Annotated in this window: 18 protein-coding genes and 1 riboswitch; of the genes, 13 read left to right on the forward strand and 5 right to left on the reverse strand. The window is 54.2% G+C overall.

The window, feature by feature from the left end; genetic code table 11:
* Positions 1 to 109: 109 nt before the first annotated feature.
* Positions 110 to 282: riboswitch (Lysine riboswitch) on the reverse strand.
* Positions 283 to 334: 52 nt separating this feature from the next.
* Positions 335 to 1,363, forward strand: coding sequence for a tRNA preQ1(34) S-adenosylmethionine ribosyltransferase-isomerase QueA (gene queA, locus ACMLHZ_RS06990; protein ID WP_418667051.1), 1,029 nt, complete (start codon positions 335 to 337; stop codon positions 1,361 to 1,363).
* 167 nt (positions 1,364 to 1,530) lie between these two features.
* Here queA and ACMLHZ_RS06995 read toward each other — a convergent pair whose 3' ends face one another.
* The gene (locus tag ACMLHZ_RS06995; RefSeq protein ID WP_418667052.1) at positions 1,531 to 1,932 is read right to left on the reverse strand and encodes a NifB/NifX family molybdenum-iron cluster-binding protein; all 402 of its coding nucleotides are present in this window, start codon (positions 1,930 to 1,932) and stop codon (positions 1,531 to 1,533) included.
* A 43-nt stretch (positions 1,933 to 1,975) separates the two neighbouring features.
* Positions 1,976 to 2,386 carry a DUF134 domain-containing protein gene (locus ACMLHZ_RS07000; protein ID WP_418667053.1) on the reverse strand — a complete coding sequence of 137 codons (411 nt, stop codon included), beginning with the start codon at positions 2,384 to 2,386 and terminating at the stop codon, positions 1,976 to 1,978.
* 443 nt (positions 2,387 to 2,829) lie between these two features.
* Here ACMLHZ_RS07000 and ACMLHZ_RS07005 point away from each other — a divergent pair, with 443 nt between their 5' ends.
* From ACMLHZ_RS07005 to ACMLHZ_RS07020, 4 genes are all read left to right on the forward strand, one after another.
* On the forward strand, positions 2,830 to 4,299 hold the full coding sequence (locus ACMLHZ_RS07005) for a GntR family transcriptional regulator (RefSeq protein ID WP_418667054.1): 1,470 nt from the start codon (positions 2,830 to 2,832) through the stop codon (positions 4,297 to 4,299).
* A 73-nt stretch (positions 4,300 to 4,372) separates the two neighbouring features.
* A complete protein-coding gene (locus tag ACMLHZ_RS07010) occupies positions 4,373 to 6,505 on the forward strand; it encodes a hybrid sensor histidine kinase/response regulator (protein WP_418667055.1) in 2,133 nt (710 codons plus the stop codon).
* 14 nt (positions 6,506 to 6,519) lie between these two features.
* Positions 6,520 to 8,391, forward strand: a complete 1,872-nt coding sequence (locus tag ACMLHZ_RS07015) for an extracellular solute-binding protein (protein WP_418667056.1) — start codon at positions 6,520 to 6,522, stop codon at positions 8,389 to 8,391.
* A 72-nt stretch (positions 8,392 to 8,463) separates the two neighbouring features.
* Entirely contained in the window at positions 8,464 to 11,274 is a 2,811-nt protein-coding gene (locus ACMLHZ_RS07020; protein WP_418667057.1) for an ATP-binding protein, read from the forward strand.
* A 126-nt stretch (positions 11,275 to 11,400) separates the two neighbouring features.
* Here ACMLHZ_RS07020 and ACMLHZ_RS07025 read toward each other — a convergent pair whose 3' ends face one another.
* A complete protein-coding gene (locus ACMLHZ_RS07025; RefSeq protein WP_418667058.1) occupies positions 11,401 to 12,891 on the reverse strand; it encodes a GntR family transcriptional regulator in 1,491 nt (496 codons plus the stop codon).
* A 170-nt stretch (positions 12,892 to 13,061) separates the two neighbouring features.
* Between ACMLHZ_RS07025 and ACMLHZ_RS07030 the strand changes: the two genes are divergently transcribed.
* From ACMLHZ_RS07030 to ACMLHZ_RS07065, 8 genes are all read left to right on the forward strand, one after another.
* Positions 13,062 to 15,677: an EAL domain-containing protein gene (locus tag ACMLHZ_RS07030; RefSeq protein ID WP_418667059.1), complete on the forward strand. Its 2,616-nt coding sequence runs from the start codon at positions 13,062 to 13,064 to the stop codon at positions 15,675 to 15,677.
* A 12-nt stretch (positions 15,678 to 15,689) separates the two neighbouring features.
* Positions 15,690 to 16,043 (forward strand): Hpt domain-containing protein, encoded by a 354-nt coding sequence (locus ACMLHZ_RS07035; protein WP_418667060.1) that lies wholly within the window; start codon positions 15,690 to 15,692, stop codon positions 16,041 to 16,043.
* A 157-nt stretch (positions 16,044 to 16,200) separates the two neighbouring features.
* On the forward strand, positions 16,201 to 18,351 hold the full coding sequence (locus tag ACMLHZ_RS07040) for a hybrid sensor histidine kinase/response regulator (protein ID WP_418667061.1): 2,151 nt from the start codon (positions 16,201 to 16,203) through the stop codon (positions 18,349 to 18,351).
* Position 18,352: 1 nt separating this feature from the next.
* Positions 18,353 to 20,134, forward strand: a complete 1,782-nt coding sequence (locus ACMLHZ_RS07045) for an extracellular solute-binding protein (protein WP_418667062.1) — start codon at positions 18,353 to 18,355, stop codon at positions 20,132 to 20,134.
* A 187-nt stretch (positions 20,135 to 20,321) separates the two neighbouring features.
* On the forward strand, positions 20,322 to 21,455 hold the full coding sequence (gene tgt, locus ACMLHZ_RS07050; RefSeq protein WP_418667063.1) for a tRNA guanosine(34) transglycosylase Tgt: 1,134 nt from the start codon (positions 20,322 to 20,324) through the stop codon (positions 21,453 to 21,455).
* Positions 21,456 to 21,540: 85 nt separating this feature from the next.
* On the forward strand, positions 21,541 to 21,876 hold the full coding sequence (gene yajC / locus ACMLHZ_RS07055; RefSeq protein WP_418667064.1) for a preprotein translocase subunit YajC: 336 nt from the start codon (positions 21,541 to 21,543) through the stop codon (positions 21,874 to 21,876).
* A 57-nt stretch (positions 21,877 to 21,933) separates the two neighbouring features.
* On the forward strand, positions 21,934 to 22,374 hold the full coding sequence (locus ACMLHZ_RS07060) for a TIGR04086 family membrane protein (protein ID WP_177563830.1): 441 nt from the start codon (positions 21,934 to 21,936) through the stop codon (positions 22,372 to 22,374).
* Between the two features lie 264 nt (positions 22,375 to 22,638).
* Positions 22,639 to 23,223, forward strand: coding sequence for a hypothetical protein (locus ACMLHZ_RS07065; protein WP_418667065.1), 585 nt, complete (start codon positions 22,639 to 22,641; stop codon positions 23,221 to 23,223).
* On the opposite strand, the gene ACMLHZ_RS07070 is transcribed toward ACMLHZ_RS07065, so the two are convergent.
* Positions 23,197 to 24,273, reverse strand: a complete 1,077-nt coding sequence (locus ACMLHZ_RS07070; RefSeq protein WP_418667066.1) for a tyrosine recombinase XerC — start codon at positions 24,271 to 24,273, stop codon at positions 23,197 to 23,199. The genes ACMLHZ_RS07065 and ACMLHZ_RS07070 overlap by 27 nt on opposite strands.
* Before the next feature lie 352 nt (positions 24,274 to 24,625).
* Positions 24,626 to 26,017, reverse strand: a complete 1,392-nt coding sequence (gene radA, locus ACMLHZ_RS07075) for a DNA repair protein RadA (RefSeq protein WP_418667067.1) — start codon at positions 26,015 to 26,017, stop codon at positions 24,626 to 24,628.
* Positions 26,018 to 26,031 lie beyond the last annotated feature (14 nt).

Below are 26,031 nucleotides of genomic sequence, written 5' to 3' on the forward strand. Positions count from 1 at the left end.
TTTCGTTCCCACAAAAGCACCCTTTATTTTTTGTTTTTGAACGCCGGATACAAAAAAAACCGGCTTGAAAACCGGCAACGTATGCAATATAATAAATTAGATTGCATAACACATGCACAGCGCACCATGCCCTGTGGGGCATGACAGCTTCAGGCCTTTCGGCGTTGAAGCCAGGCACGTGGTTGCCGAACACGTCCTTCGGCGGTTGCCCCTTTCACCCCCAGCATATGGCTTGGCAGCCAGCCGGACGCTACTCATGAAAACCGCGCCTCTGTACATGTTCTTACTATAGCATTGCGCTTTTGCAATGTCAATTAAGAGAGGCAAATTATCCATGCTGAAAAAAGATTTTTGGTTTGATCTTCCCCAGGAGCTCATTGCGCAGCAGCCGGCCGACCCCCGCGATTCCGCCCGGCTGCTGTGCCTGGACCGCGCCACCGGCGAAATGCAGCACCGCGTATTCCGCGACCTGGTTGACCTATTAAATGCCGGTGATTTGCTGGTTGTGAACAATTCCAAGGTTTTGCCTGCCCGTTTGATCGGTGCAAAACCCGAAACCGGCGGCATTTGTGAACTTTTGCTGCTGCGCCAGGTGAAGGGGGATGTGTGGGAGTGCCTGGCAAAGCCGGGCAAGCGCCTGCGCCCCGGCCAGCGGGTAATGTTTGGCGACGGTACCCTGACCGCCGCCGTTTTGGAAACCGCAGAGGACGGCAACAAACTGGTGGAATTCACCTACGACACCCAGACCCTGTATGAAAAGCTGGATGCGTTCGGAAAAATGCCCCTGCCGCCCTATATTACCGAGCAGCTGGAGGACCAGAGCCAGTACCAGACCGTGTACGCCAAGGAGCTGGGCAGCGCGGCTGCGCCCACGGCGGGCCTGCATTTTACCCCGCAGCTGATGGAAAGGCTTCAGCAAAAGGGGGTGGGCATTGCCGAGGTGACGCTGCATGTGGGGTTGGGGACCTTCCGGCCGGTCAAGGAGGAGGACATCGCAGACCACCAGATGCACTCGGAGTGGTACAGCGTGAGCGAGGAGACCGCGCGGCGCATCAACGAGACAAAGGCCGCCGGCCACCGGGTGATCTGCGTGGGGACCACCAGCTGCCGCACCCTGGAATCGGTGGCGGCAAAATACGGCGAGATTCGGGCGTGCAGCGGCGATACCGATATTTTTTTGTACCCCGGGTGCGAGTTCCGCTGCATGGACGGCCTGATCACCAACTTCCACCTGCCCGAAAGCACGCTCATCATGCTGGTGAGCGCCTTTTGTGGCTACGAGCGCACCATGGCCGCCTACAAAGAGGCGGTGGACCGGCGTTACCGCTTTTTCAGCTTTGGGGACGCAATGCTCATAGTATAAATGAAAATCCCGGCATAAAAGAACCCGCAAAAGCCCAGTAAGCCTGGGCTTTTGCGGGTTCTTGACGTATGATCTCAAAAAACTTTTGGGGCGTTTGGGGCCAAGATCGGGATGAAAACTCTTTGGGGCAGCCGGAGAGCAGGGAAGAATACCGGGTGCGCTTTCCTTTATGCGCCGCAGGTATGCCCGCCGCCCCCACATCCATGCTCACCGCAGGCTTGGCCCTGCTCATGGCTGTGATGGCCGCAGTTGGCCTGGGTGCTGAAGGCCAATGTGCCGCTGAGCAGGTTTTTCACCGCTGTGTCGGCATCGCCGGACACGCCTGCATATAATTTTATACCGACCCGGGCCAGCGCCGTCTGGGCTCCGCCGCCAATGCCGCCGCAGATCAGGGCGCCCACGCCCTGATCTGCAAGGAACCCCGCCAGGGCGCCATGGCCGCTGCCGTTGGTATCCAGAATTTCGCTGCGCACCACTTTACCGTCTGCTGCCTCATAAACCTTAAAGTGCTCGGTGTGCCCGAAGTGCTGAAAGATCTGGCCGTCGCTATAAGTTACTGCGATCTTCATTTTGTGTTTTGCTCCTTTTAAAATCATTTTTTGCAACACGCTGTCAGAGCTCCCGGCGGGGCGGTGGAGGCTTTCGGTGTTTTTTACAGCCTTTGCGACAGCACAGGCCGCCGTGGCCGGCTTTTGCCCTTTCACACAGGCGATAATTCCCGCCATCTATTGTCAATCGCTTTCCATTGACCAGCGCGTCGGCCAGTTTGCGGCGCGCGCTGTTGTAGATGTTGGTCACCGTGCTGCGGGCGATCTCCATCTGCGCGGCACATTCCTCCTGGGTCAGCCCTTCCAGATCCAGAAGCCGCAGAGCTTCGTATTCGTCCACGCTCATCACCACGGCTCCTTCCCCGCAGTCGGACATGCCCGAAGGCATAAAACCCGTACAGCGGGGGGCAGCGCATACAAGCCTGCATTTCAGCGGTCTGGGCATAAGTTCCACCTCATATCTGACATATGTCATCTATAGTTTAACCCCTTTTATGGCATATGTCAATAATGCCGGCGTGCCCATTTCAGAATGGTGCGTTTGGGCTGTATGCCGGTGATCGGGCCGCAACGCGCCATGGATCGAGCTTACGAGCGGCAATTGAGCCGGAGGATCAAATTCCTCCGGCTCAATTTTCCCATATGGCCTCTGGCATGTCGTTTGCCGAAAATCGGTGCATTTCGTTGACTTTTGCAATCTGGGGTGCTAAGCTTATTTGGTACAGGTACACAGAGTGCTGCTTGCTTGCACACGACCATTTTTTATAAAAACACAGAACAAGTTATTATTGCCCCAACACGATCAAAGGTCGATGCGGCAGCTCTTTATGGCGCAAGGCAAAGGGCAGGGGCGGTATTGTAGTTATGGCGACTTTTGCCCGTTCCCTCAAAAGAAATGCTTCGTGAGGAACAGATGAGATGAAATACGATAAATTTCAATATGACAGGATATTTGGAATTTTAAAAAACAAAATCGAATCCGGTCTTATGCCGAAAGGCACGGCCCTTCCTTCTTATACCGAGCTTTGCAAGGAATACAATGTATCCAACAAAACGATACGCCGCGTGGTGGCAATGCTGGCCGACGCGGGGCTCATTGAGACAAAGGAGCGGCAGCTTTCAGTGGTCGTTTTTGAGCAGGCAGACCCCGAAGGCGATCGTGCGGACAATTTGGAAGAGCCGAATGTTTCTGTTATGGCAGATATCCTGAAAACAGCGGAAATTCTTTACTATCCCTTTATATGCCACGGAATTTCTCTGTGCGATAAGTACGATTGGGATATCCCCGAAAAAATTGTTCGGCAATTGAACCCTGAGATACCAAAACTTTTTTGGAAAAACACCAAACTGGTCTGGCGCTTTTTTATTGCCAGATGCGAAAACGAGTTGAGCCTTCATATCGTTGATGCGCTTGGCTTTTTGGGGGTTGAATACAGGGAAAACAACTTTTACTCACGTGTTTTATATCAGCAGACACTCCTCGAGTTTATTCAAAGAAGCCGGATCTCGGCACCTGCAAGCAACGCTGTGAGAGGTTTTCTTGCGCATATCCATTCGATCACGATCTCAAGAGAAGATTTTCAATGCTATGTTCCTGCTGATTCGCCCTTCCGCATCGGTGTTCAGGGGCTTGATCAGTGGATGAAAACAGCGGAAGAGCGTTATTCCAGCGTATACCTGGATATCCTGGGGCTTATCGCGATCGGTTATTATCGGCCGGGAGACAGGCTTCCTTCTCATGCCCAGATGCAAAAGCAATATGGCGTCAGTGTAAATACCATGACCCAAGCCATTCAATGCCTGCAAAAATGGGGCATTGTAGAGGCGACCCGAGGGAAAGGGATTTTTGTTTCTACAGATTTGGCGGCGTTAAACGATATTCATGTGGACCCCAGGTTAATTGCCAGCCATCTCAGAAGATATTTCGAGTGCCTGGAACTTCTTTCCCTCACGGCGGAGGGAGTGGCTTACCATGCTGCAGCTCATGTTTCTTACGCGGAAACTGAAAAATTACTGCGGCGACTGGACGAAACGAAAAGCTGCGATGGTTTATACCAACCTGCGCCTGTTATTTTGCTGGAATTTTTAACAGAACATATTCCTTTTGACGCCTTGCGATCGGTCTATACGATCATGCTTAAAAACTATCGGATCGGCCGAAAAATACCAAAACTGATCAACCGGGCCAACGCATCCGGAAAATTGGAGATACACCACAAGTGTGCCGAAGCGGCAAACGCACTGCTCCGCGCAGATCAAAGCGCCTTTGCAGAGCAAGCTGCGGAGATGTTCAAGTATACCCATCGACTCATCATCGAGGAGTGCAAAAAGCTGGGGTACTGGAGGACGGTCGGGGATCTGTATGATGGTTCCCAGCTGTGGAAATAGGATCGATCCTGTAATTTCACATATCGACCGGTAAGCACAGCGCCATTCTATGCCGAGAGGGCGGGAGAGCAAAATGAAAAGAAAAATGAATGGCGGGGCAAAAAATGCGAGAGAAGAGATCCTGCCGCGGGTAAGAAAAACAACCATTCTGCTGGCGGCTCTGCTCATCTCGGAGATCTTTATCTTTACCGCTACATATCGCCATTTGAACCAAGCCATTCAAAACGAACGGATCGACTCCATCGAGCAAATGAGCACTCTTATTTCGGAAAAGCTGCTTCTGTTGAGGAAAAGCTATGTGGACAAGGTACGGCAGGCCGCCCTCGTCATCTCGAGCAGTCAGATCCGGTCGTTGGACTATGGGCAGGAACAGCTTTTGGGGTTTGAGCAGTTGTACCTGTTGGCTGAAGACGGTTCCTGCGTCTCGTTGGCGGGAGAAAAAATCGTACTGTCCGAATCGGAAGAGGTCAAGAAGCTTAAAATTTCGGACGAGGTTCGGACGGACTTCTGCACGGTACAGACCAAAGGCGATTTTTGGGTTTTTATGGCTCCTCTCTCCCAGGTGACGATAGGCGGCGAAGAGTTCTTCGGCGTTATCATGCTGGTGGATTCAAATACCTACGCGGAGACCGCGGCCACTGCCTTATATGAGAATCAGGGCGCTTCTTATGTGGTGAATCAGCTGGGGGTGATCGAACTGCGGCCGGCAAAGTCAACTGCCAACGATTGTTTTGGCGGCTACAACCTGCTCCATACCCTGCGGGAGAAAAAGGTGGACGAACAGCACATTCTTGCGCTGCAGCAGGGGCTGGAACAGCAGCACAAGGTGGAATTTATTACAAAAATAGGCGGGGAAACCTGGCGTATTCAAAGCTTTCCGGAAAGCGAGGGCAACAGCATCGTTATTGCGGTGCCCGTTTCGATCACCGCCAAGGCGACCTTTGACGGGATGCGGCATGTGATCATTATGATCGTGCTCACCCTCTCAACCGTGGTGGCCATAGCTGTGGCCTGGATTTACTACTACGTGAAAAAAGGGCAGCAAGTGAAGCTGGAGCAGGCAAAAGCCACTCTAAAGAGCGACTTCATGAATAAGGTCTCCCATGATATCCGCACACCGCTGACCGCCGTGATCGGGCTGAACGACCTGCTGCTGCACAATGCGGACAACCCGGATATTGTAGCGGACTGCGCGCACAAAGCGAAAAAGTCCGGCGAATATCTGATTTCCATTATCAACGACGTATTGGATATGAGCCGGATCGAAAGCGGCAAGCTGCGGATCTCCCATACGGTTTTTGATATGAAGGAGCTGCTGGAGACTGTTATTCAGCTGGAGACCTATCCTTCAGGCGAGAAGGCGCTGCGCTTTCGCCTGGACTGCCCGGACAACTTCCACCGGGGATTTTTGGGAGATGCTGTCCGCATCAAGCAATGCCTTGTAAACTTGATTTCGAATGCCATTAAGTTTACCCCCGAGCATGGAGCCGTGACCCTTACCTACCGGGAAAACCCGGAACGCGGCGGGTATACACGCGCCTGCTTTATTGTGGAGGACACGGGGATCGGCATGAGCGAAGCGTTTATGCAGCAGATGTTCCATCCTTTTGAACAGGAACAATCTTCTCTCATCTCCGCCCATGTGGGCAGCGGTTTGGGGCTGGCGATCGTACACAGCCTTGTGAGCCTGATGAACGGTACCATCTGCGCAGAAAGCAGCCTGAACAAAGGGAGCAGATTTGTTATGGAGCTTCCTTTGGAACGAACCGAGCTGAGCGAGCCGGCCCTCCAGAACGGGCGTGCCGATGAATTGCCCGGATCTATGCTTGGAAAAAGGATCCTGCTGGTAGAAGATAACCAAATCAATCGCGAAATCGTTGCCGCACTTTTGGCGGGGCTAGGCTTTGCGGTCGATGGGGCGGTGAACGGCGCAGAGGCTGTGAAGCGCTTCGAACATTCTTCCAGAGGGTATTATTCCATCATTTTAATGGACATCCAAATGCCGGTGATGAATGGCCTGGAGGCCGCCGCAGCCATTCGCGCCTCCGCTCATGCGGACGCTCAAAGCATCCCCATCATAGCCTTGTCGGCAAACGCTTTTGAAGAGGATGTGGAAAAATCGCTTGCCCACGGCATGCAGGCCCATATCAGCAAACCGGTGGATATAGAAGTGGTAAAAAAAATATTCGTGGAGTATATCCGTTAAGAAGGGGGCCCCCTGTGAAAAAGCAAAAACTATTGAGCTTGTTGCTGGCAGGCGCCATATTGCCGGGGGCAACCGGCTGCACTGCGGCACCGCACAAAACAGGCATGGAGGCGCGCTTTTGCGCGGGCAATGAAATTTTGAGCTATGAACCGGTGGATCTTGATAAAACAGTTATCACCATTGGGACATACGCGCCCTGCAGCGCAAAGCCGGTGGAGCTGGCCATCGAAACCGAATTTCCAAATGTTGACATTGTTGTTCTGGAACAGCCCAGCATCCCCGATATTCAGGAATATGTGAAAAACCCCGAGGTGCAGGGGGACCTGGAGGATATTATTTTTACAGGCGCCATAAAAGACATGGCGATAAACAGCAACATTTTTTATGATTTGTCGGCAGAGGATTTCACTTCCCGGTACAATCAATCCGCACTGAACAGTTTGAGCTCTGAGGGGAAGCTCTATCAGCTCCCGATCAACAGCTCGGTACAGGGGATCTTTTACAACAAAACCCTATTTGATGCCCACGGCTGGGAAATCCCGGAGACCATCGATGCGTTTTACACCCTGTGCGATGAAATTTCCGCCCAAGACATCCGCCCTTTTGTACCTTGTTTTAAATACTCCATGGAAGGGGTCGGCCTGGGGTTCAGCAACCGCACCCTCTTTTCGACTGCGGAAAAGAGGGAACAATACGCGCTGTTTTGCAACGGACAGGCCTCCTGTGAAGGGGTGTTGGAACCCTATTTTGCCGTCCATAAAGAATTGTATGACCGTGGCATCGTGGTGGACGACGACTTTTCCTCCAGCCTGACAAAAAACCGCCATGCCTTTTATGCCGGCGAGATCGCCATGCTGCCGGAACAACTGACCATGTTTTCCCTGTACGAGGATGAGCAGCCGGAATGTGAGGTCGGCTTTTTTGGCTACCCCACCGACACGCCCGGGGAACGCTGGATGCAGATGACGCCGGGACGCAGTATGGCACTGTCGAAAGCATCCATGGAGGATGCCAATAAAAGGCAGATATTGCTGGATATCTTTGCATTTTTGAGCACCGATAAAGGACAGCAAGCCTTGCTGGAGCTCTATTCGGGGCTGAGCAGCGTGAAATCCGCCCAAGCGAATTTGAGAGAAGAATTTTGGGACGTGCAGAAGTGTATTGAAAGCGGACAGATCTTTTTCGCAGACAGCATGGGCGATGCTCTCCAGAATCAAACAATGAAAGAGTATTTAACAGGCGATCTGACCCTGGAGCAGGTCATTGCCGAAACGGACACCACGGTTGAAAAAGCCAAGACCGGCCAGGCGCTGGAAGAGCCTGCCGGCACCGCAACAGAGGAGTTTACCGTTCTTGAAACCAGCAGCTTTGTTGCCGACGCCATGCGTTCCGCCACTGGGGCGGAGATCGCTCTGATCCCCCACCGCACCTATTATACCGGGAATTTTGCCAAATTTTATAAGGGCGATGTTACAATGCTGTATCGCTTTTATCTGAGAGGCCTGAGTGATGACGACCACCTGACCACTTATGGGATCACCGGGGCGAACCTGAAAGCCCTCATGGAGCACCCCATCATCAACGGAGAGGAGATCAACGCCATGTATGCGTTTTCCGGCCTTGCCATGGAATACGCTCCCTGGCGGGAGAAAAGTGAAAATGTTATCAAGTTGACCTTGGCCGACGGCAGTGAGATCGAGGACGGCCGGATCTATACCGTGGCCGCCTGGGCCAGCTCCATTGACGAAGCGTATATATTTTCCACCGTAAACGTCCATGGCGAGGCCGGCAGCAATATTGATCTGGTGACCGCCACCGTCAGGCAGGCGGGAACCATCTCCCCGGCAAAGGATGGCCGGCTTACACTGCGGTGGGATCAAGAGTAAGAGCACACACAGGGAAATATCTCACAGAAACAATATGTTTTTGCAAAACATCTATTTTAAGTAGGAGTCTATATGAAACATTGGGTCAAACAGTCAAAAAAACATAATGTGAAAGTTTTTTCTGTGGCGATCTTGCTTGCTGTTTTGCTTTCAAGCGCCGTTCCGTCTTTTGCTGCCCCAGAGCCGCCCGTTCGCCTCAGGGTCCCATTCCCGCAAGCGGAAGGCTTTACGATGACCGACGAAAACGGGAAGCGCTTCGGCCTGGTGGTGGATTATTTATATGAAATCGCAAAATACACCGGTTGGTCCTACGAGTTTATTGATACCGACGCCAATGACATGACGAGGGATTTTATTGCCGGTCAATATGATATTATGGGCGGCACCTACTATTCACAGGCGTTTGAAGAGTACTTTGCCTACCCGGATCACAGCTGCGGCAATACCAAGGCGGTATTGCTGGCCCGCCAGGATGACACCGCCATTAAGGGCTATGATCTCAGGGATCTGAACGGAAAAACCATAGGCGTTGTGGAGAGGGCAACCGAGAATGTGCGCCGGCTGAAAGAGTACCTTTCGGCCAATGGCCTGAACTGCACCCTCAAACCCTATACCTCCAAAGAGGTCGCCGCCGATCAAATCGATCTGGATCTGGAAGCCGGAAAAATAGACCTGAAGCTTGGAAATGCAACGGACGACACCGGTAGGTTCCGCGCGGTAGTATATTTCGACGCACAACCTCATTATCTGGTGGTGCAGCCGGGCAACCAGGAGCTGCTTGATCAGCTGAATTGGGCAATGGAGCGCATTGCGTTATCAGACCCTCACTTTTCAGAAGAAGTGTATAAGCGATATTTTGATGATACAGGCGTGGAAAACCTGCTGCTGACCGAGGAAGAAAAAGACTATATTGAACAAAAGGGCACAGTGACCGTGGCGGTCCCCAACTATTTTCATCCGCTTTACTGCATTGGTTATGAGGACGGCGACCACGTTGGCCTGGTTCCGGAGCTGCTGGATAAAATCGCTGCGCGGTATGGGATCAAATTTTCCTACATATTTGCGGATTCCTATGCCGACGCGCAACAACTCGTTATCCAAGGCAAAGCCGATATGGCCGGCATCTTTTTCGATGATGCCGCGGATGCCATGCGGAGTGAACTGGCACAGACCAAACCCTATGCCGCGTTGAACGACCTGATCGTGCGCAACCGTTCCGTGACCTATCCGGAGGACGGATTGACCTGCGGCCTTTTGGAAGGCCGCCAACTGCCTTCTTATGCCAAAGCGAGTAAAGTGACGTATTTCAGGACCATTGAAGAGGTTTTGGCTGCCGTGAATACCGGTAAGGTGGATTTTGCCTGTGGGCTTTCCGCGCGGGTGGAACAGATGATGCAGGACAACGTTTATACCAACGTGGTCCCTGTTACCTTATCGGCAAACCGCATGAGCATCAGCTTTGCGATGCCCATGCCCGCAAATCCGGAACTGCTGTCCATTATGAACAAAGGCATCAACAGCTTATCCGAAGATGACCGAAATTCTCTTTTGGACCACAATCTGGTCTCGATCGGAGATGCCAAGGTATCGCTGAAAAATTTTGTGGAGACCAACCCCATTTTATCGATCACCGCTATTTCGGCTTTTTTGCTGCTCGTCACAACGGTGATTGTGATAATGGCGAATATGCGTGTAAAGAACGCCAATATGCAAAAGGATATTGCGAAAGCAGAGGCGGATAACAAGGCAAAAAGCGCCTTTCTTTCCAGAATGAGCCACGAAATCCGCACGCCGATGAATGCCATCGTTGGAACCACCGCGCTCATTGCCATGAAGGACGATGTGCCTGAAAGCATAAAAGGAAATTTGGCGAAACTGAGCTCAACTTCACAGTATTTGTTGGGGCTGATCAACGACATTTTGGATATGAGCCGGATTGATAACGGGATGCTTTCCATTGCAGCGGAAGACTTCTGCCTGCGCCAGCTGCTCGATGAACTTTGCAGCATGATGCAAACACAGGCGCAGGCCCGGGAAATAGAGCTTTGCTGTGAAACGGATTTCAGGCATTCTGATCTGAAAGGAGATGCGATCCGGTTAAAGCAGGTTTTAATGAACTTGCTTTCCAATGCCATTAAATTTACGCCGCCGGGGGGAACGGTGCGGCTGAGCGTGGAGGAAACGGAGGCCTCCGGCCAGCAAGCCATCTATTTGTTTAAGGTTTCGGATACCGGCATTGGTATCAAAGCAGAGGATCTGGAACGTATTTTTGAATCCTTCGAACAGGTCGGGAGCAATCAAATGCGCAGCCAAGGGACTGGGCTGGGCCTGCCGATCAGCCGGAACATCGTGCACCTTATGGGCGGCGCTTTGAATGTGAAAAGCAAAATAAATGCTGGCAGCGAATTTTTCTTTTGCATTCCACTTTCCTTTGGAAAGCCCATGGAATTCAAAATGCCGCTTGCGTCTTCTGTCCATTTTGAAAATGTGCGGGTCCTGTTGGCTGAAGATCACCCCATCAATGCAGAGATCGCTATTGACATATTGGAGTCAAAGGGGATAAAGGTGGAGCTTGCCAAGGATGGTGCAAAGGCAGTTCGCTGCTTTGAGAAAAGCAGCCCCGGATATTTCGACCTGATTTTGATGGATCTGAGGATGCCCAACATGGGCGGTGTGGAGGCAACGAAAACAATACGGGTCTCCAGCCACCCTGACGCGAAAAAGATCCCCATTATTGCCCTGACCGCAAACTCATTTCAAGAGGATAAAGACATGGCAAAAGAAGCGGGAATGAACGATTTCCTTTCTAAACCATTGGAAATAGATCTGCTTTATGCGGTGCTTCAAAAGTGGATGCCCGGCAAACAGAATGCCCGGCAATAACCTGCGGCTTGACGGCGTTAAAACCCAGGCATAAAAAACAGCCCGGCTGAAGGAAACACCCCCGGATCAGTGATCCGGGGGTGTTTCCTTCAGCCCGTTCCATCGGGCGAAGCAGCAAAGCTGCCCTTAAGCCTCAAATTGGGGCGCCGTTGGGCTGCCGGTCTGGTAATACCGCCGGGCAGACGGGGACATTTGGAGCGCCGTGTGTTCAATTCCGAAGAGATTGAGATATTTTTCTATGGAAGGAAGCGCAATGGAGATAAACTCTCTGAACGCGGCGGCACAGGAACCCATGTCATCTGCCGTCAAGTGCTGCACAAGAGACTGCGCCAGCCAGACCGCTTTGTCGTCAACAGCAGGATATTTTTCCCGCGAGGTTTTTAAAGGATACCCCCAGAGGGCCAGGCCGTAAATGTTTGCGTAGATCTCCCGGATCCCCTGCAGAGGCGCCCGCATCGCCACGGTGATAAAGATACACCAGGGAGCAAGCTCGCAATTTCCTGCATCAATATAGCTTTTCAGCTGCCGGATCAATTTGCCTTTTTCTTCTTGATCCAGCAACGACAGGGTGCGGCGGACAATCTCCTCGCAGGAATAAAGCAGCAGCTCGAACGACTGAAAGAAAAGGGCCAAATTCCGAACGATGGCCGGAACGGTCAAATCCGGCTGCTCGGTACGCTCTCCCAAGGAAAAAACCCGAATCCCTTTGCCGCTTATAGGGCAGGTCACACCAAGGTGCGTGAGCAAGCGAATGGTCCGGCGCACCGTATTGACCGACACACAGTATTCCTGCGCCAATTTTTCATAAGAGGGGAGGAACCGCTGCCCCCGATAACGCCCCAGATAAATCTCATACATGAAACGGGTCGCCAGATTGTAACAAATTTGCGGGCGGCCCCGGTAGATCCGCCAGGAAAAGGAAATCTGCCGGTCTGCCGGTATGGGAAGCAAGGAAGGCCCAATGGAGTTTGCTGCCGACGTCACAAACTCTTTCCAGAAGGCGGACAAAAGTTCATCGAGCCGCTGCCAATCCTGTGCTTTTGCTGTGCAGATGATCTCCTGCAAACGTTTTTGCGCAATCGCCGCCGAATAATGTTCCAGAGTGCGGTCGCTGATATAGGGAAAGCCCAAAAACAGCAGGCACTCCCAAAACAGATTCATGATCAATGGATTTTTCATTTTTTGCAGAGCAAAGCAATAAAAGTGGATCAGATTTTCAAGGTCCGCCCGCTCCGCAAAAGAAGAAAGAAGGGCAAAATCGCTCGGATCAAGCCGCCGAAAGCTCTCTATAAGCAACGGCTGAAAAACGACCTCCACCGTTTGGCCCAGATCCGAAAAAACATTCCATCGCTCCGAAAAAAATTGGCGGATATACGCATTGCTCTGTTCCTCGGTCTGCTGAAAAATGACCCGGGCGGGCCTGCCCCGCTGGACCGAGATATAGCCTTCTTCCCGCAACTGTTTCAGCGCGGACTTCACCGTCTGGTCAGCAACATTGAATTTTTTACAACAAATGTTGACAGAAGGAAGGGCGTCTGCGTATCTGTAGCGCTGGAAGTGAAAGCATTTGAGAAAATATTCATAGATAAAACCGGTAAAATCCTGTGCGCTCTCCATTTTTACCCCTCCCTTGCCCATGTTCCTTATTTTAACATTCTTCGAGCCGAAAATCCACAAAACCAGTTGAAAATCCGGCGTTTATTCTTTATAATATAAGTTAGGTAATTATGGACAAGGTTCGCGCTTTTTCCATTTGGACTTGCCGAGGAAAAGGGGGTGACATGCAGATGCCCATGCTGAAGACCGTATTGATCGTGGAGGACAACGAGATCAATCGCGAGGTGCTGCACAGGTTGTTGGCTTCTGAGTATCAGGTTTTAGAAGCAGAAAACGGACAGGCAGCGCTTGATGTTTTACAGGCCCATTATGAAGAGATCGCGCTGATCCTATTGGACATCAATATGCCCATTATGGATGGATACACCTTTCTTTCCCATATCAAGGCCAATTCGACCTTTTCCTCGATCCCGGTCATTGTGACGACCCAGAGCGACAGTGAGGCGGATGAAGTGAGCGTCCTCTCCCACGGGGCCAGCGATTTTGTGCCCAAGCCATATAAGGCCCAGATCATCCTTCACCGGGTCGCCAGCATTATCCGCCTGCGTGAGACCGCCGCCATGATCAATCAGTTTCAGTACGACCGCCTCACCGGGCTGTTCAGTAAGGAATTTTTTTACCAGCGGGTGCGGGAAATGCTGCAGCGATATCCGGAGCGCCAGTTCAATATCATCGCCTCCGATATTGAAAATTTTAAACTCATCAACGACATTTTCGGCGTGGCGGCGGGAGACCGGCTTTTGCAGGGCATTGCGGAGCAATATCGCCGGATCGTGGGGGACAAAGGCATTTACGGGCGCCTGAATGCAGACCAATTTGTCTGTTTGATGGAAAACAGCTGCGAGTATACAGCCGGCATGTTTGCCCAGGCCCTGGAAAAGGTCAATGCGCTTCCCAACGCCCAAAACGTTGTGATGAAGTGGGGGATCTATTATGTTGAAGACCGAAGGATCCCTGTGGAGCAGATGTGCGACCGGGCGCTGCTGGCGGCGCACAGCATCAAAGGGCAATACGGAAAGCATTTTGCAGCGTATGACGATAAGCTGAGGGGGGAATTGCTGCGCCAGCAGGCCATCATCGCCGGCATGGAAACCGCCCTGGCGGACGGTCAGTTTTTGCTTTATTTCCAGCCCAAATACAGGATCAGGGATCACAAGCTGGTGGGCGCGGAAGCATTGGTCCGCTGGGATCATCCGGAATGGGGATTCCAGTTTCCAGCCAAGTTCATCCCCCTATTCGAAAAGAACGGTTTCATTACCAAACTGGATCAATTTGTCTGGGATAAGGCCTGTGCCATTTTGCGTGAATGGGACGACAAGGGTTATCTGCCCATATCCATCTCGGTCAATGTATCCAGGGCGGACATTTACAATATGAATATTTCCGAAATCCTGATGGATATGATCCGCAGGCATGGGCTAAAGCCTTCCCGGCTCCATCTGGAGATCACGGAAAGCGCCTACACGGAACAGCCCACCCAGATTATCGAAACCGTTACAAAACTGCGCAAACTTGGTTTTGTGATCGAGATGGACGATTTCGGCAGCGGGTACTCCTCGCTGAATATGCTCAACCAAATGCCTCTCGACATTTTAAAGCTGGATATGAAATTTGTTCAGGGGGAAGCGGGAAAAAGCGTGGGCCAGGGGATCTTGCAGACCATTGTGGAGCTTGCGCGCCGGATGCGGCTGAGCGTAGTGGCGGAGGGGGTGGAAACCCAAGAGCAGCTGAACCGGGTGGCAGAAACCGGATGCGATTATGTGCAGGGGTATTATTTTTCCAAACCCATGCCAGCTCAGGAATTGGAATTGCTGTTAAAGGAAAAGCAAACCGTTGGGCTGCGGGAGGAGGAGGCTGCGCGCTGCGAGGGGCCGCACTTTGGCATGAGGCTCAGACCCAGGCGGCAGCTGCTTTTAATTGCCGACGAAGATCCGGATTATCGGAATGAGGTAAAAAAAACATTTTCCACGCATTTTCAGGTCGAGCATTGTGCACAGGCGGATGCCGCGCTGGCCTTTGTCACCCGGTATAAAGACCAGCTTGCCGCTGTTCTGCTAAGTAAGTCGCTGCCGGGCCTGCACAGCCCTGTTGTATATGAAATGCTGAAAGATGAACTGGCCGTGTGGAATATACCGGTTTTGGTAACGGGAACGCAGGATCCGCAAGCGGAGGAGCGAGCGCTTGAACTGGGCGCTTTGGACTATGCGGGCAAGCCGCACACAGCAAAGAGCCTGCTTAAAAGAACTCTGCATGCGATCTGGCTGTCGACCTTTCATGAGCGGGAAAACGCGCTGCAAAACGAGGCCAACCGGGATCATATGACGGGGTTTCTCAACCGCCGTGGGCTGGAAACCGCGATCCATACAATGAAAAAGGAAGATGCTCCGTTCGCGTTTTGTCTGTTTGATCTGGACAATCTGAAGCAGACCAATGATACGCTGGGCCATATACAAGGGGACCGGCTTATCGAAGAGGTCACCAAGCTGATCCGCGCGCAATCCAGAAAAAGCGACATTTTGGCCCGTTACGGCGGCGACGAGTTTATTGTGATCCTAAAGCAAATACAGTCTGCCGATGTGGTGGTGAAAAAAGCGGAGGGGATCTGCCAGGCGCTGAAAAAGATCGCGTTTGAGCAGGATATACGGGCCTCTGCTTCTGTGGGGATTGTGATCTCAGATAATATGGACAACGGGATGGATGAAGTGTTCAAGCAGGCGGATATGGCGCTTTACCGCGCAAAATCAAACCATAAAGGCAGTTGCTGTTTATGGGAAAGCGAGGATTAAGGATTGCAAAGTTTGAGAGAAATTTTGGAAAGTTACGGCTCCAACTATGAAGAGACCATGGAACGATTTTTGGAAGATGAAACCTTCTATTTGAAAATACTGGGAATGCTGCTGAAAGACGCAAGCATGAAAAAACTGCATGATGCGCTGGACAGCAAGGATGTGGCCGCCGCATTTGATGCCGCGCACACGTTGAAGGGCATTTCGGGCAATTTGGGGCTGACGCCGTTTTATGCCGCAGTTTGCACAATGGTGGAAGCGCTTCGCGGCAGGGATCCGGAAGGGGACTATTTTGCCCTTTACCAATGTGTTGAAGCCGAATACAAAAGAGTGGAACTGCTTTGGCAGGAGCTGCACGAAATATAGCAGGGTATGAGCAGGCGGGACCGACCGCCCAAGATCGCGGCTTTGACGGAAATCAGCAAATTACAGCGATGCTGCCATTTCCCCCAACGGAGTGTGGCGGCATTTTGCTTTATCCGGGGTGAAGCGCTTCGGGATCAAGTTTAGAGGGGGGATGCCGGTGAGCGACAAGATGAAAAAAGCGGCCCTTCACAAGCGCAATTACATTCTTCCGTTGATGCTGATCGCGGTTGCATTGGTGCTGGTGCTATGTGCGCTTTTTGCCGCCTCATTGGATGAACAGTTATACACCCAGCGGCTGTATAGCATGGAACAGAATGCAAAAAAGAGTTCGGAATTGGTCAACCTTTCCATTCGGAGCGAATGGGAAAAGCTGCATCAGCTGGTCTATACCATACAGCGGTTTCCAGCGTGCAGCTCCCAGCAGCTGATGGAGAGCCTTGTGGATATGAGCCAAAACAGCGATGGTCACTCCCCCTGGACTTTCGGCTGCATTGATTCCAACAGCAACAGCTATAACTGGGACGGTACCGTCACGCGCTGGCCGCTGCCAAAAATGCTGCCAGCGGATCTTCCTGACCACCAGATCGCAATCCGTGAATCCAGTATCGCTGCCACCGAGCAGATGCTCTTCCTTCAGCGGCTGCCGCACCCCATAATGCTTGCCGATGGAGTGGAGCTGACACATGTCACCCTTACAATTGATATGCATATTCTGCTTCCCGAACTGGAAGTTTCCTCCTTTGGCATAGGCAACGCCACCTACATCACAAAGACAGACGGCACGCGGCTGTATCATCAAACCTCCAGCGTGGAGATCCTGCCGTCCTATAATGTTGTAACCGCGCTGAGAAACGCCGAATTTTTATATGATACCAGCCACGAGGCGTTTGAAAAGGCAGTACAGACCCAGGGCTTTTTTACGGGTGAGGTCGTCTTTCAGGGGATGCGGTATTTCGTCTCCAGCGCCCCTGTGGCGCAGCGTTGGACGATGATCCTATTTGTACCAGAGGAAAATGTAAGCGGCGGCACCATGGAACTGGTGCAGAAGCTGATCCTGCAGATGGCGGGGATCGCCTTTGCGCTGTCTGTTGTGCTGATCTTATTCATGCGCCTGAATGCACACAGAACGCTGCAAGCACAGCGGGCAGCCCTGCAGGCGGCGGAACAGGCCAGCCAATCCAAGAGCAATTTTCTTTCCAATATGTCCCACGACATCCGCACACCCCTCAACGGCATTATGGGGATGTGCCATCTTGCCATGCGGGACTACGACGACCCGGGGGGTTATCTGAGCAAGATCAACCAAAGTTCCCATCAACTAATGCTGCTGATCAACGATGTTCTGGATATGTCCCGGATCGAACAGGGCAAGGTGGAGGTCCACGCAGCGCCCCTGGACATTCCGGCACTGCTGCGCGGGTGTATTACCAACATCGAGGCTTTGGCCCGAGAAAAAAACATTGCGGTCCGGGTAGAGACCAGCGGTCTGAAAGACTGCTGTGTGGAGAGCGACGAACTGCTGCTCAATCAAATTTTGACCAACCTGCTGGGCAATGCGGTAAAGTTTACCCCTGAAAAGGGCGTCATCGACCTGCGCGCCGCCCAAAAGGAGCCCCGGGATGGGCTTGCGCTGTATACCTTTGAGGTGCGCGATACCGGGATTGGTATGTCCGCGGAATTTGTGACCCGTATGTTTGAACCCTTCAGCCAGGAAAACAGCGGCAGCCGCACGCAGTATAAAGGCACAGGATTGGGGCTGTCCATTGTAAAAATCCTGGTGGAAAAGCTCCAGGGAGACATTCAGGTGGAGAGTGCCCCTGGAAAAGGGAGCTGCTTTTCCGTGACCCTGCCCCTTACCATCGCGCCGCCGATCCAGGTGCCTGAGGAGGTGGGGGAGCTGACGGACCAGGCATCCGGCATGCGGGTGCTGCTGGCGGAGGACAACGAGCTCAACTTGCTGATCGCATCGGACATCCTGGGTGAGTTTGGTGTGACCGTGGATACGGCCGCCGACGGGCAGCAGGCCGTGGATCGGTTTGCCGCCTCCCCCGAGGGGCAGTACCATCTCATATTCATGGATCTGCGCATGCCTGTGATGGACGGCCTGGCCGCCGCCTGCGCCATCCGCAGCATGCCCCGCGGCGACGCCAACGTGCCCATTGTGGCGATGACGGCGGATGCTTTTGCCGAGGATGTGGAGAAGACCCGGGCGGCCGGCATGAACGATCACCTTGTAAAGCCCCTGGATCTCGACCGGCTCAAGGCCGTTCTCTATAAATACCACCCTGACCGAAAAAAAGGAGAGTAGGATGAAAAAAATATCCGCCTTATCCCGCGCAATGGCCACAGCGCTGACCGCCGTGGTGCTGGCGAGCACCTTTTCCGGGTGCGGCAGCACGGCGAAGGATCATTCCCTCAGCATTCTGACCCCAAGCCAAAGCATTGAGCCGCTGATAAACAAGCTGACTGCGGAAACCCCCGGCGTCACCTTTGATGTGCAGCCCTATTTTGGAGCCGGCGTATCTGTGCATATCCAGGAGCGATTTAAGCAGAACGATCTGCCCGACATCATTCTTGCCACCTACGCCCCCGAGGGCAGCATCCAGAAGGAGACCTTGCTGGACCTGTCCGGCTACGGCTTTGTGCAGAACTATAAAGCCAGCGTTCTGTCCAACCTTTCGGTGGATGGCGGAATCTACCTGCTGGAGGGTCCCTCGACCCCGCGGGGCATCGCCTATAACAAAACATTGTTCGCAGAAAAGGGTTGGGAGGTCCCCACCAATCACGAGGAATTTATCTCCTTGGTAAAAACCATCCGTGCCGAGACCGACATACTGCCCATGACGCTGCCCGGGCTGTATTCCGGCACTTACTTTACCCTGATGAGCGAGTTGTCACACTGCGATTTTTTGATGACAGCGGACGGCGTTACCTGGGCTCAGGAGTTCGCCCAGGGCCAGGCATCCTCCAGGCAGGGCTTCGGCACCGGCATTGAGCTTGTGAAGGATTGGGCGAACGCGGGGGTGTTCGATGCGGCGCAGGTGGATATGAGCGATCAGCAGGGCATCAAAATGCTGATCAACCGAGAGTGCGCCATGACGTATCTGGTGGGCGGGCAGTCCTTTTTTCTGGGAAAGATCAAGGAGTCCGCGGACGAGTTTGGGACCTTTCCCCTACAGGGCCTGGGAAGTGACAGTGAGTTCTGCGCCACCAACTACGGCATTAAAATAGGTCTTAACAAGCGCCTGGGCGAGCCGGGCAACGAGAAGAAACTGGAAAGCGCCCTGAAACTGTTGGAGCTTTTCTCCACCGAGGAGGGCCAGGAAATGTTCCGATCGAGCGAAGCGGACATTCTGCCCCTTGCCGGCACGGCCGCCCGGCTGCCGGAGGAGTTCATTCCCCTGAACGAGACCATGAACCGGGGACATGCGGCGCCATTTTTGTACCCCGGGTACGAGGATGTGCTGGCCGTTACGGGAGAATACCTGCGGGAGGCCATCACTGCCGGCGGCGACCTGGATGGGGTGTTTGAGCTGATGGATTCCATTCGCCAGAACACCATCCAAGAGCAGGATACCGGTAATGCACTGGCTGTGGTGAGCGAGGATCTGACCGAGGAGCAGACCGCCAGGCTGGTGGTCAACGCCCTCTATGCCACGGGAATAGGGGACATTGCACTGTGTACGGTACAGCGGTATACCCCGGGCATTCGCCTGGCTGCGGCGGCCAACGGCAAATACTATCAGGGCGAGCTGGACACCACGAACATTGATGTCCCCATCGGTCCCCGGTACAACGATCCGATCTGCACCCAGGACATGACCGGCGCCGAGATCAAACAACTTTTGGAAACGGGCCTGGTGGTCGCCAACGACGCGGGCATTACCGATTATCTGCCCTTCATCAGCGCGGGGCTCGACCCGAAGAAACTGGCAGACGGCGAAACCTACAGGGTGATCTTTTCGCCCAGTGACTGCGGAGAAAAATCTCCTCTGGAGAAATCCACGGTCCCAAGCGATATCGTCTGGAAGGAGTTCTGGCGTGAATATATCATCGGGCTTGGTACCATTACGCCCGAATGCGCCCGGTAAAATAGGCCCCGCGGCGCCACGGAGAGCGCTGCCGGCAAGGCCAATTTTTCGTTGACTTTTTTGCCCGGATTTTCTATAATCATATTGAGCGGCGGTGGGGTCACCCATCGCCGCTCACTTTTTGGCTCTGCCGGCCCTGCGCCGCAGCGGAGCGTGCCCTGCGCAAAAAAGAAAGGACCCGATCTATATGCCTTATCGCCTGCTTAAAAACGAGCACACCGCCCGCCGGGGGGAGTTCTGCACCGTTCATGGCACCGTGCAGACCCCCGCGTTTATGAACGTGGCCACCGCCGCCGCCATCAAGGGCGGCCTTTCCGCGCTCGATCTGAAGGACATCCGCTGCCAAGTGATGCTGTGCAACACCTACCATCTGCACCTGCGGCCGGGCGACGGCCTGGTGGCCGGGCTGGGCGGCCTGCACCACTTTACCCGGTGGGACGGGCCCATTTTGACCGACAGCGGCGGGTTTCAGGTGTTCAGCCTGGCAAAGCTGCGCCAGATCACCGAGGAGGGGGTGACCTTTCACTCCCACCTGGACGGACATGAAATTTTTATGGGGCCCGAGGAGAGCATGCGCATCCAGGCAAACCTGGGCTCCACCATCGCCATGGCCTTTGACGAGTGCGTGGAGAACCCGGCGCAGCACGACTACTCCAAGGCCAGCTGCGAGCGCACCACCCGCTGGCTTGCCCGCTGCAAGGGCGAGCTTGGCCGGCTGAAGGCCGAGGGCAAGGCCGTGAACCCGCACCAGCTGCTGTTCGGCATCAACCAGGGCTGCACCTTTGCGGACCTGCGGGTGGAGCACATGAAGCGCATCGCGGAGATGGAGCTGGACGGCTATGCCATCGGCGGGCTGGCGGTGGGTGAGCCGGCCGCAGAGATGTACCGCATCATCACCGCCGTGGAGCCCTTTATGCCCAAAGATAAGATCCGCTACCTGATGGGGGTGGGCACACCGGGCAACATTCTGGAGGGCGTGCGGCGGGGGGTGGACCTGTTCGACTGTGTGATGCCCAGCCGCAACGCGCGCCACGGCCATTTGAACACCTGGGGCGGCGTGATCAACATCAAAAACCTGAAATACGAGCGGGACGAGAGCCCCATCGACCCGCAGTGCGACTGCCCGGTGTGCCGCAATTTCAGCCGAGCGTATCTGCGCCATCTGTTCAAGGCCGACGAGCTGCTGGGCATGCACCTGGCGGTGATGCACAACCTCTATTTTTACAACCGCCTGATGGAGCGCATCCGCGCCGCGCTGGACGAGGGAAGCTTTGAGGCCTTCCACGATCAATATGTGACCCTGCTGGACACGCGCATCTAAAATGCCCGTTTTCTATTGCATAAAGCCGGTTTATGGGCTATAATGATAGCATTGGAACCCATTTCGAGAGGAGTTTTAAAAAACTATGAATTTTGCGTTTTTGACCACTGCCGCGGACGGAACTGCCGGGATGGCCAGCATGTTCATCATGCTGGGCGTGATGGTGGTGGTGATGTACCTGTTTTTGTATCGCCCCCAGAAAAAGCAGCAGAAAAAAGAGGCCGAGATGCGCAACTCGCTGGAGATCGGCGATGAGGTGACCACCATCGGCGGCATCATCGGGCGGGTGATCGCCATCAAGGAAGACACCTTTGTGATGGAGACCGGCAGCGACCGCACCAAGATCCGGTTCCGCCGCGCCGCCATTCAGGCCGTGGAAAAGCTGAACATGGACCCCGCCGCCACCCCCGAAAAGAAATAAATGTTTTAAAAGAACACCTTCCTGCATACGATGTGGTGTGCATGGAGGTGTTTTTTTATGCCAAAGAACAATCGGCCCGGCCCCCGGCCGGCACAATCCGCCCAAGCCGCAAAACAGTTTGCACCGGTGGCGGCAGCTCTGGTGTGCGGCCTTGCCGCAACCTTTATACTGTTGCTTATTTTCAGTTGGCTGTTCACAAAGACCCAGATCCCGGCCTGGTGGGCCGTGCCCCTCGCAACCGCGGCCGTGTGCGTGGGGTGTTTTGTAAGCGCCCATGTGCTGGCCAAAAAGATCAAAAAGAACGGTCTGTTCTGCGGCCTTTGCGCCGGCGCGTTTTTCTTTGTGATCTACCTGGCGGCAGCGCTTTTAAACGGCCAGTTCGAATTTACCACGTTGGCCTCCATCAAGCTGGTGTGCTATCTGCTGGCAGGCTGCTTTGGCGGTTATCTTGGTATTTTGGCCGCAGAAAAGCAGCTGCGCACGCACCACGCAAAATAAAAACAGCGGCAGGGAACAGGGCTTTTTGCCCTTTGATCCCTGCCGCTTGTCATACCCGGAGCGCCGCGCGCATAAATTGTTACCAAAAAACAAAAGAGGTACAAGCTTATGTGGACGTATCACAGCCCGGCACTGGAATCGGCAGCTCCTGCACCGCGGCCGGCGCCGCCCCAAAGGCCGCAGCCCCCCGCACCCCCACCGCGGCCGCCCAAACCCAAGCCGGCGCCTGCACCCCTGCCTTCCCATGCCGTAAAAGCAGGCGCCGTGCACCGCAGGCGGGCCAACCGGCTCGCCTGCGGCATGGGCGCGCTGTACCTGGCAGGCCTTGCCGCGGGAGCGGTATGTGTGAGCTTTTTGAGCGAAAAATTGCTGGCCTATGCAGCGTATTTTACCCAGTTCAACCTGAATCTGCACAAAACAGGCAACCAGCCGCTTATTTTCAGCACAAGCTTTTTATCGCTGTTTGTACAGCTCACCCTGGTGCTTATGCTGGGTTTTTGTGTGCTCGGCTGCGGCCTCATCCCTTTGTTTTTAGTGGTCAAGGGCGCGGGAACCGGTTGTTTTTTCGCCCTGCTCTATACCCAGGTGGGCACTGTAAAAGGCCTGTTTTTGCAGGCGTTGATATTTTGGCTGCCCGAGGTGTTGGGCAGCCTTATTGTAATACTGTTAAGTGCATTTGCCTTACGCGTGTCGCTCGGGCTGGCCCAGGGCTGCACCGGGCAGTTCCCCCCGGCGCTGCGCCAAAGCTCCAAGCGCCTGGTGCATCGCTACCTGGCGCTGTGTTTTGCAGCCATGGTCCCGTGCGCCAGCTCTGTGGCGCTTTCACTCTGGTTCGCCGGCATCTTTTGAATCGGGAGGCTGGCCGGCCTCCGGTTCGGCGGGCAGGTCGCTCTGGGGCTGAAACTTCATGCGGGAAAGGGGAGTGGAGCTGGCCGCCTGACGCAGCTTTTCCGTGTTGATGTGGGTATAGATCTCGGTGGTGGACACATGCTCGTGGCCCAGGATCTCTTTTAATTCCAGCATATCCACGTTGCCGTGGCGGTACATCAGGGTGGCGGCGGTGTGCCGCAGCTTGTGGGGCGAATAGCCCTTGCCGGAAAGCCCGGCAGCCTGCAGGCAGCGCTCGATGATCTGCTCCACGCGCCGCGTGCCCAGCCGTTTGCCGGTGCGCTTTGAGACAAACAGGGCTTGTTTGTCCTGTAAATTGGGCAGGGCGGCCCGGGCGGCGCAGTAATGGTGCAGTGCGTCGGTGCAGGCGCCGTTCAGGTAGACAAGGCGCTCTTTGTTGCCCTTGCCCACAATGCGGATCGTATCGTTCTGGAAATCCTTCAGCTCGATGCCCACCAGTTCCACCAGGCGCATGCCGCAGTTCAGAAAAAGGGTAACGATGCAAAAGTCACGCTCGTAAAAATCGCTTTGTATATTTTTTAACAATTCAATGCTTTCTTCCAGCGACAGGTATTTGGGCAGCGTCTTTTTTAAGGATGGAACCGAAATATCCTTTGCAGGGTCCTGCAAAAGGCGGTTTGACTTTACCGTCATGAACTTAAAAAAGCTTTTCACAGCACTGAGCTTGCGTGCACGGGCCGCCGGCTCGTTTTCACGCTCGTTTTTCAGATAATACAGATATTCGTAGATCTCGGCCTGTGTGATTTGGCCGATGAAGGCGGTGTCCACGCCGCGGATGTCAATTTCGTCAAAAGCAGCGCTTTGGGAAAGGCCGCGGGCCCGAACGAGAAAACGGAAAAAGGTGCGCAGGTCAATGTAATAACCGTTCACCGTGCGCGGGGACCGGTTCAGGATCGCGCCCATATAATTTAAAAAATCGCGCAGGTCCTTGGGGATATCCTCGTAGGGGGTGTGCTGGTTTGGTTTCAGCGGATTCAAATAAGTACTCATACAATCCTGCGCTCCTGAAAAGTTAAAATAATGTTGCGGCGGGCGGCGCGGAGCTGCCCGCCGGCTTTGAGACCAAAGCGCTTTTTACCAAACGCTCCGGAACTGGCGTTTCATCGAAAATGCCAGTTTGCCCTCCCCTGTATTTCGCTAAATTTTTATTTAGCGAAATTAGATTTGTTTTTTTAAAGTATACCTCCCCTGAGGCTGTTTGTCAACAAGCCCGGTTTAGCAATGCCGGCCGGGCAGTCTCTGGCCAAGCCGCGGGCACGATCTCCGTTTTGGTCCTGCGGGCAAAAAAACGGGCGGCCTTTCAGGCGCTGCAGTATGCGCGCCAAAAACCGCCCGTTTTTTATTATTTGATCGCGTTGATGGCTTCGCGCAGATAACTTACGCCCACCAGCTCCAGGCCGTAAAATTCTTTTACGTTCAGCTGTTTCAGATTGTGCTTTGGAACGATCGCCTTATTAAAACCAATGCGCTGGGCTTCCCGCAGGCGCGTTTCCAGAAAGGTGACGCTGCGCACTTCGCCCCCAAGCCCGACCTCGCCGATGGCGACGGTCTTATCCCCTATCGGCTGATCCAGCAGCGACGAAACCATGGCAAGGCAAACCGAGAGATCACAGGCCGTTTCGTCCAGCTGCAGGCCGCCCACGATGTTCAGGTAGACGTCCAGGCTTCCGAAAAAATAGCCCGCGCGCTTTTCCAGCACGGCCACAAGCAGGTTCGCACGGTTGAAATCGAACCCGCTGGCGGTGCGGCGTGGCACGTTGAAGCTGCTCTTGGTTACCAGGGCCTGCACCTCGCTTAAAATAGGCCGCGTGCCCTCCATGGTGCAGGCCACGCAGTTGCCGCTGGTCCCAAGGGGCCGGCCCTCCAACAGCAGCTGGGAAGGGTTTTCGATCTCGGCCAGGCCGCTGCCGGTCATATCGAACATGCCGATCTCGTTGGTGGAGCCATACCGGTTCTTTGCGGCCCGCAGCACCCGGTACGGCAGGGTTTTGTCCCCCTCGAAATACAGCACTGTATCCACAATATGCTCCATGACCTTGGGGCCCGCGATTGCGCCGTCCTTGTTTACATGGCCCACAATAAAGGTGGGGATCTCGAGGGCCTTGGCCACAGCCAGCAGCCGGGCCGTGCACTCTTTGACCTGCGAAACGCTGCCTGCCGAACTGGATACGTCGGCGCAGTGCATGGTCTGGATCGAATCGATGACCACAAGCTCGGGCTTTGCCTGCTCAATCAGGCCGCAGATCTCGTCGATCTCGGTCTCGGCGGCAAGGCTGATGTTTTCCTGCGCCACCTTCAGGCGGTTGGCCCGCAGCTTGATCTGGCGGGTGGATTCCTCGCCGGTGATATACAGCACCTCGTGCCGCAGCGAGATCGCGCCGCACAGCTGCAGCAGAAGGGTTGATTTGCCGGCCCCCGGCTCGCCCCCCAGCAGCACCACGCTGCCCAGCACCACGCCGCCGCCCAGAACCCGATCCAGCTCCGAAATGCCGGTGACGATGCGGCTTTTTTCCTCGGTGGTGCTGATACCGGAAAGCCGGTCCGCCACCAGGCTGGTCACGCCGGCAGGCCTGGCCCCCGCCGCTTTGCGCGCCGCGGACTTCGGTTCGGGAACCACAACATCCTCCGCCATGGTGTTCCACTCGCCGCAGGAGGGGCAGCGCCCCATCCACCGGGGGCTGGTTTCACCGCAGTTGGAACACACATAAACCGTTTTTAATTTGCTGTCCTTCAAAATACCTGCTCCGC

This window comes from Allofournierella sp. (assembly GCF_048388525.1).
Lineage (GTDB): Bacteria > Bacillota > Clostridia > Oscillospirales > Ruminococcaceae > BQOK01.

Bases quoted from the DNA above. Each gene is read 5' to 3' on its own strand.
- queA (WP_418667051.1), top strand. From the start codon at position 335: ATGCTGAAAAAAGATTTTTGGTTTGATCTTCCCCAGGAGCTCATTGCG.
- ACMLHZ_RS06995 (WP_418667052.1), bottom strand. From the start codon at position 1,932: ATGAAGATCGCAGTAACTTATAGCGACGGCCAGATCTTTCAGCACTTC.
- ACMLHZ_RS07000 (WP_418667053.1), bottom strand. From the start codon at position 2,386: ATGACATATGTCAGATATGAGGTGGAACTTATGCCCAGACCGCTGAAA.
- ACMLHZ_RS07005 (WP_418667054.1), top strand. From the start codon at position 2,830: ATGAAATACGATAAATTTCAATATGACAGGATATTTGGAATTTTAAAA.
- ACMLHZ_RS07010 (WP_418667055.1), top strand. From the start codon at position 4,373: ATGAAAAGAAAAATGAATGGCGGGGCAAAAAATGCGAGAGAAGAGATC.
- ACMLHZ_RS07020 (WP_418667057.1), top strand. From the start codon at position 8,464: ATGAAACATTGGGTCAAACAGTCAAAAAAACATAATGTGAAAGTTTTT.
- ACMLHZ_RS07025 (WP_418667058.1), bottom strand. From the start codon at position 12,891: ATGGAGAGCGCACAGGATTTTACCGGTTTTATCTATGAATATTTTCTC.
- ACMLHZ_RS07030 (WP_418667059.1), top strand. From the start codon at position 13,062: ATGCCCATGCTGAAGACCGTATTGATCGTGGAGGACAACGAGATCAAT.
- ACMLHZ_RS07045 (WP_418667062.1), top strand. From the start codon at position 18,353: ATGAAAAAAATATCCGCCTTATCCCGCGCAATGGCCACAGCGCTGACC.
- tgt (WP_418667063.1), top strand. From the start codon at position 20,322: ATGCCTTATCGCCTGCTTAAAAACGAGCACACCGCCCGCCGGGGGGAG.
- yajC (WP_418667064.1), top strand. From the start codon at position 21,541: ATGAATTTTGCGTTTTTGACCACTGCCGCGGACGGAACTGCCGGGATG.
- ACMLHZ_RS07060 (WP_177563830.1), top strand. From the start codon at position 21,934: ATGCCAAAGAACAATCGGCCCGGCCCCCGGCCGGCACAATCCGCCCAA.
- ACMLHZ_RS07070 (WP_418667066.1), bottom strand. From the start codon at position 24,273: ATGAGTACTTATTTGAATCCGCTGAAACCAAACCAGCACACCCCCTAC.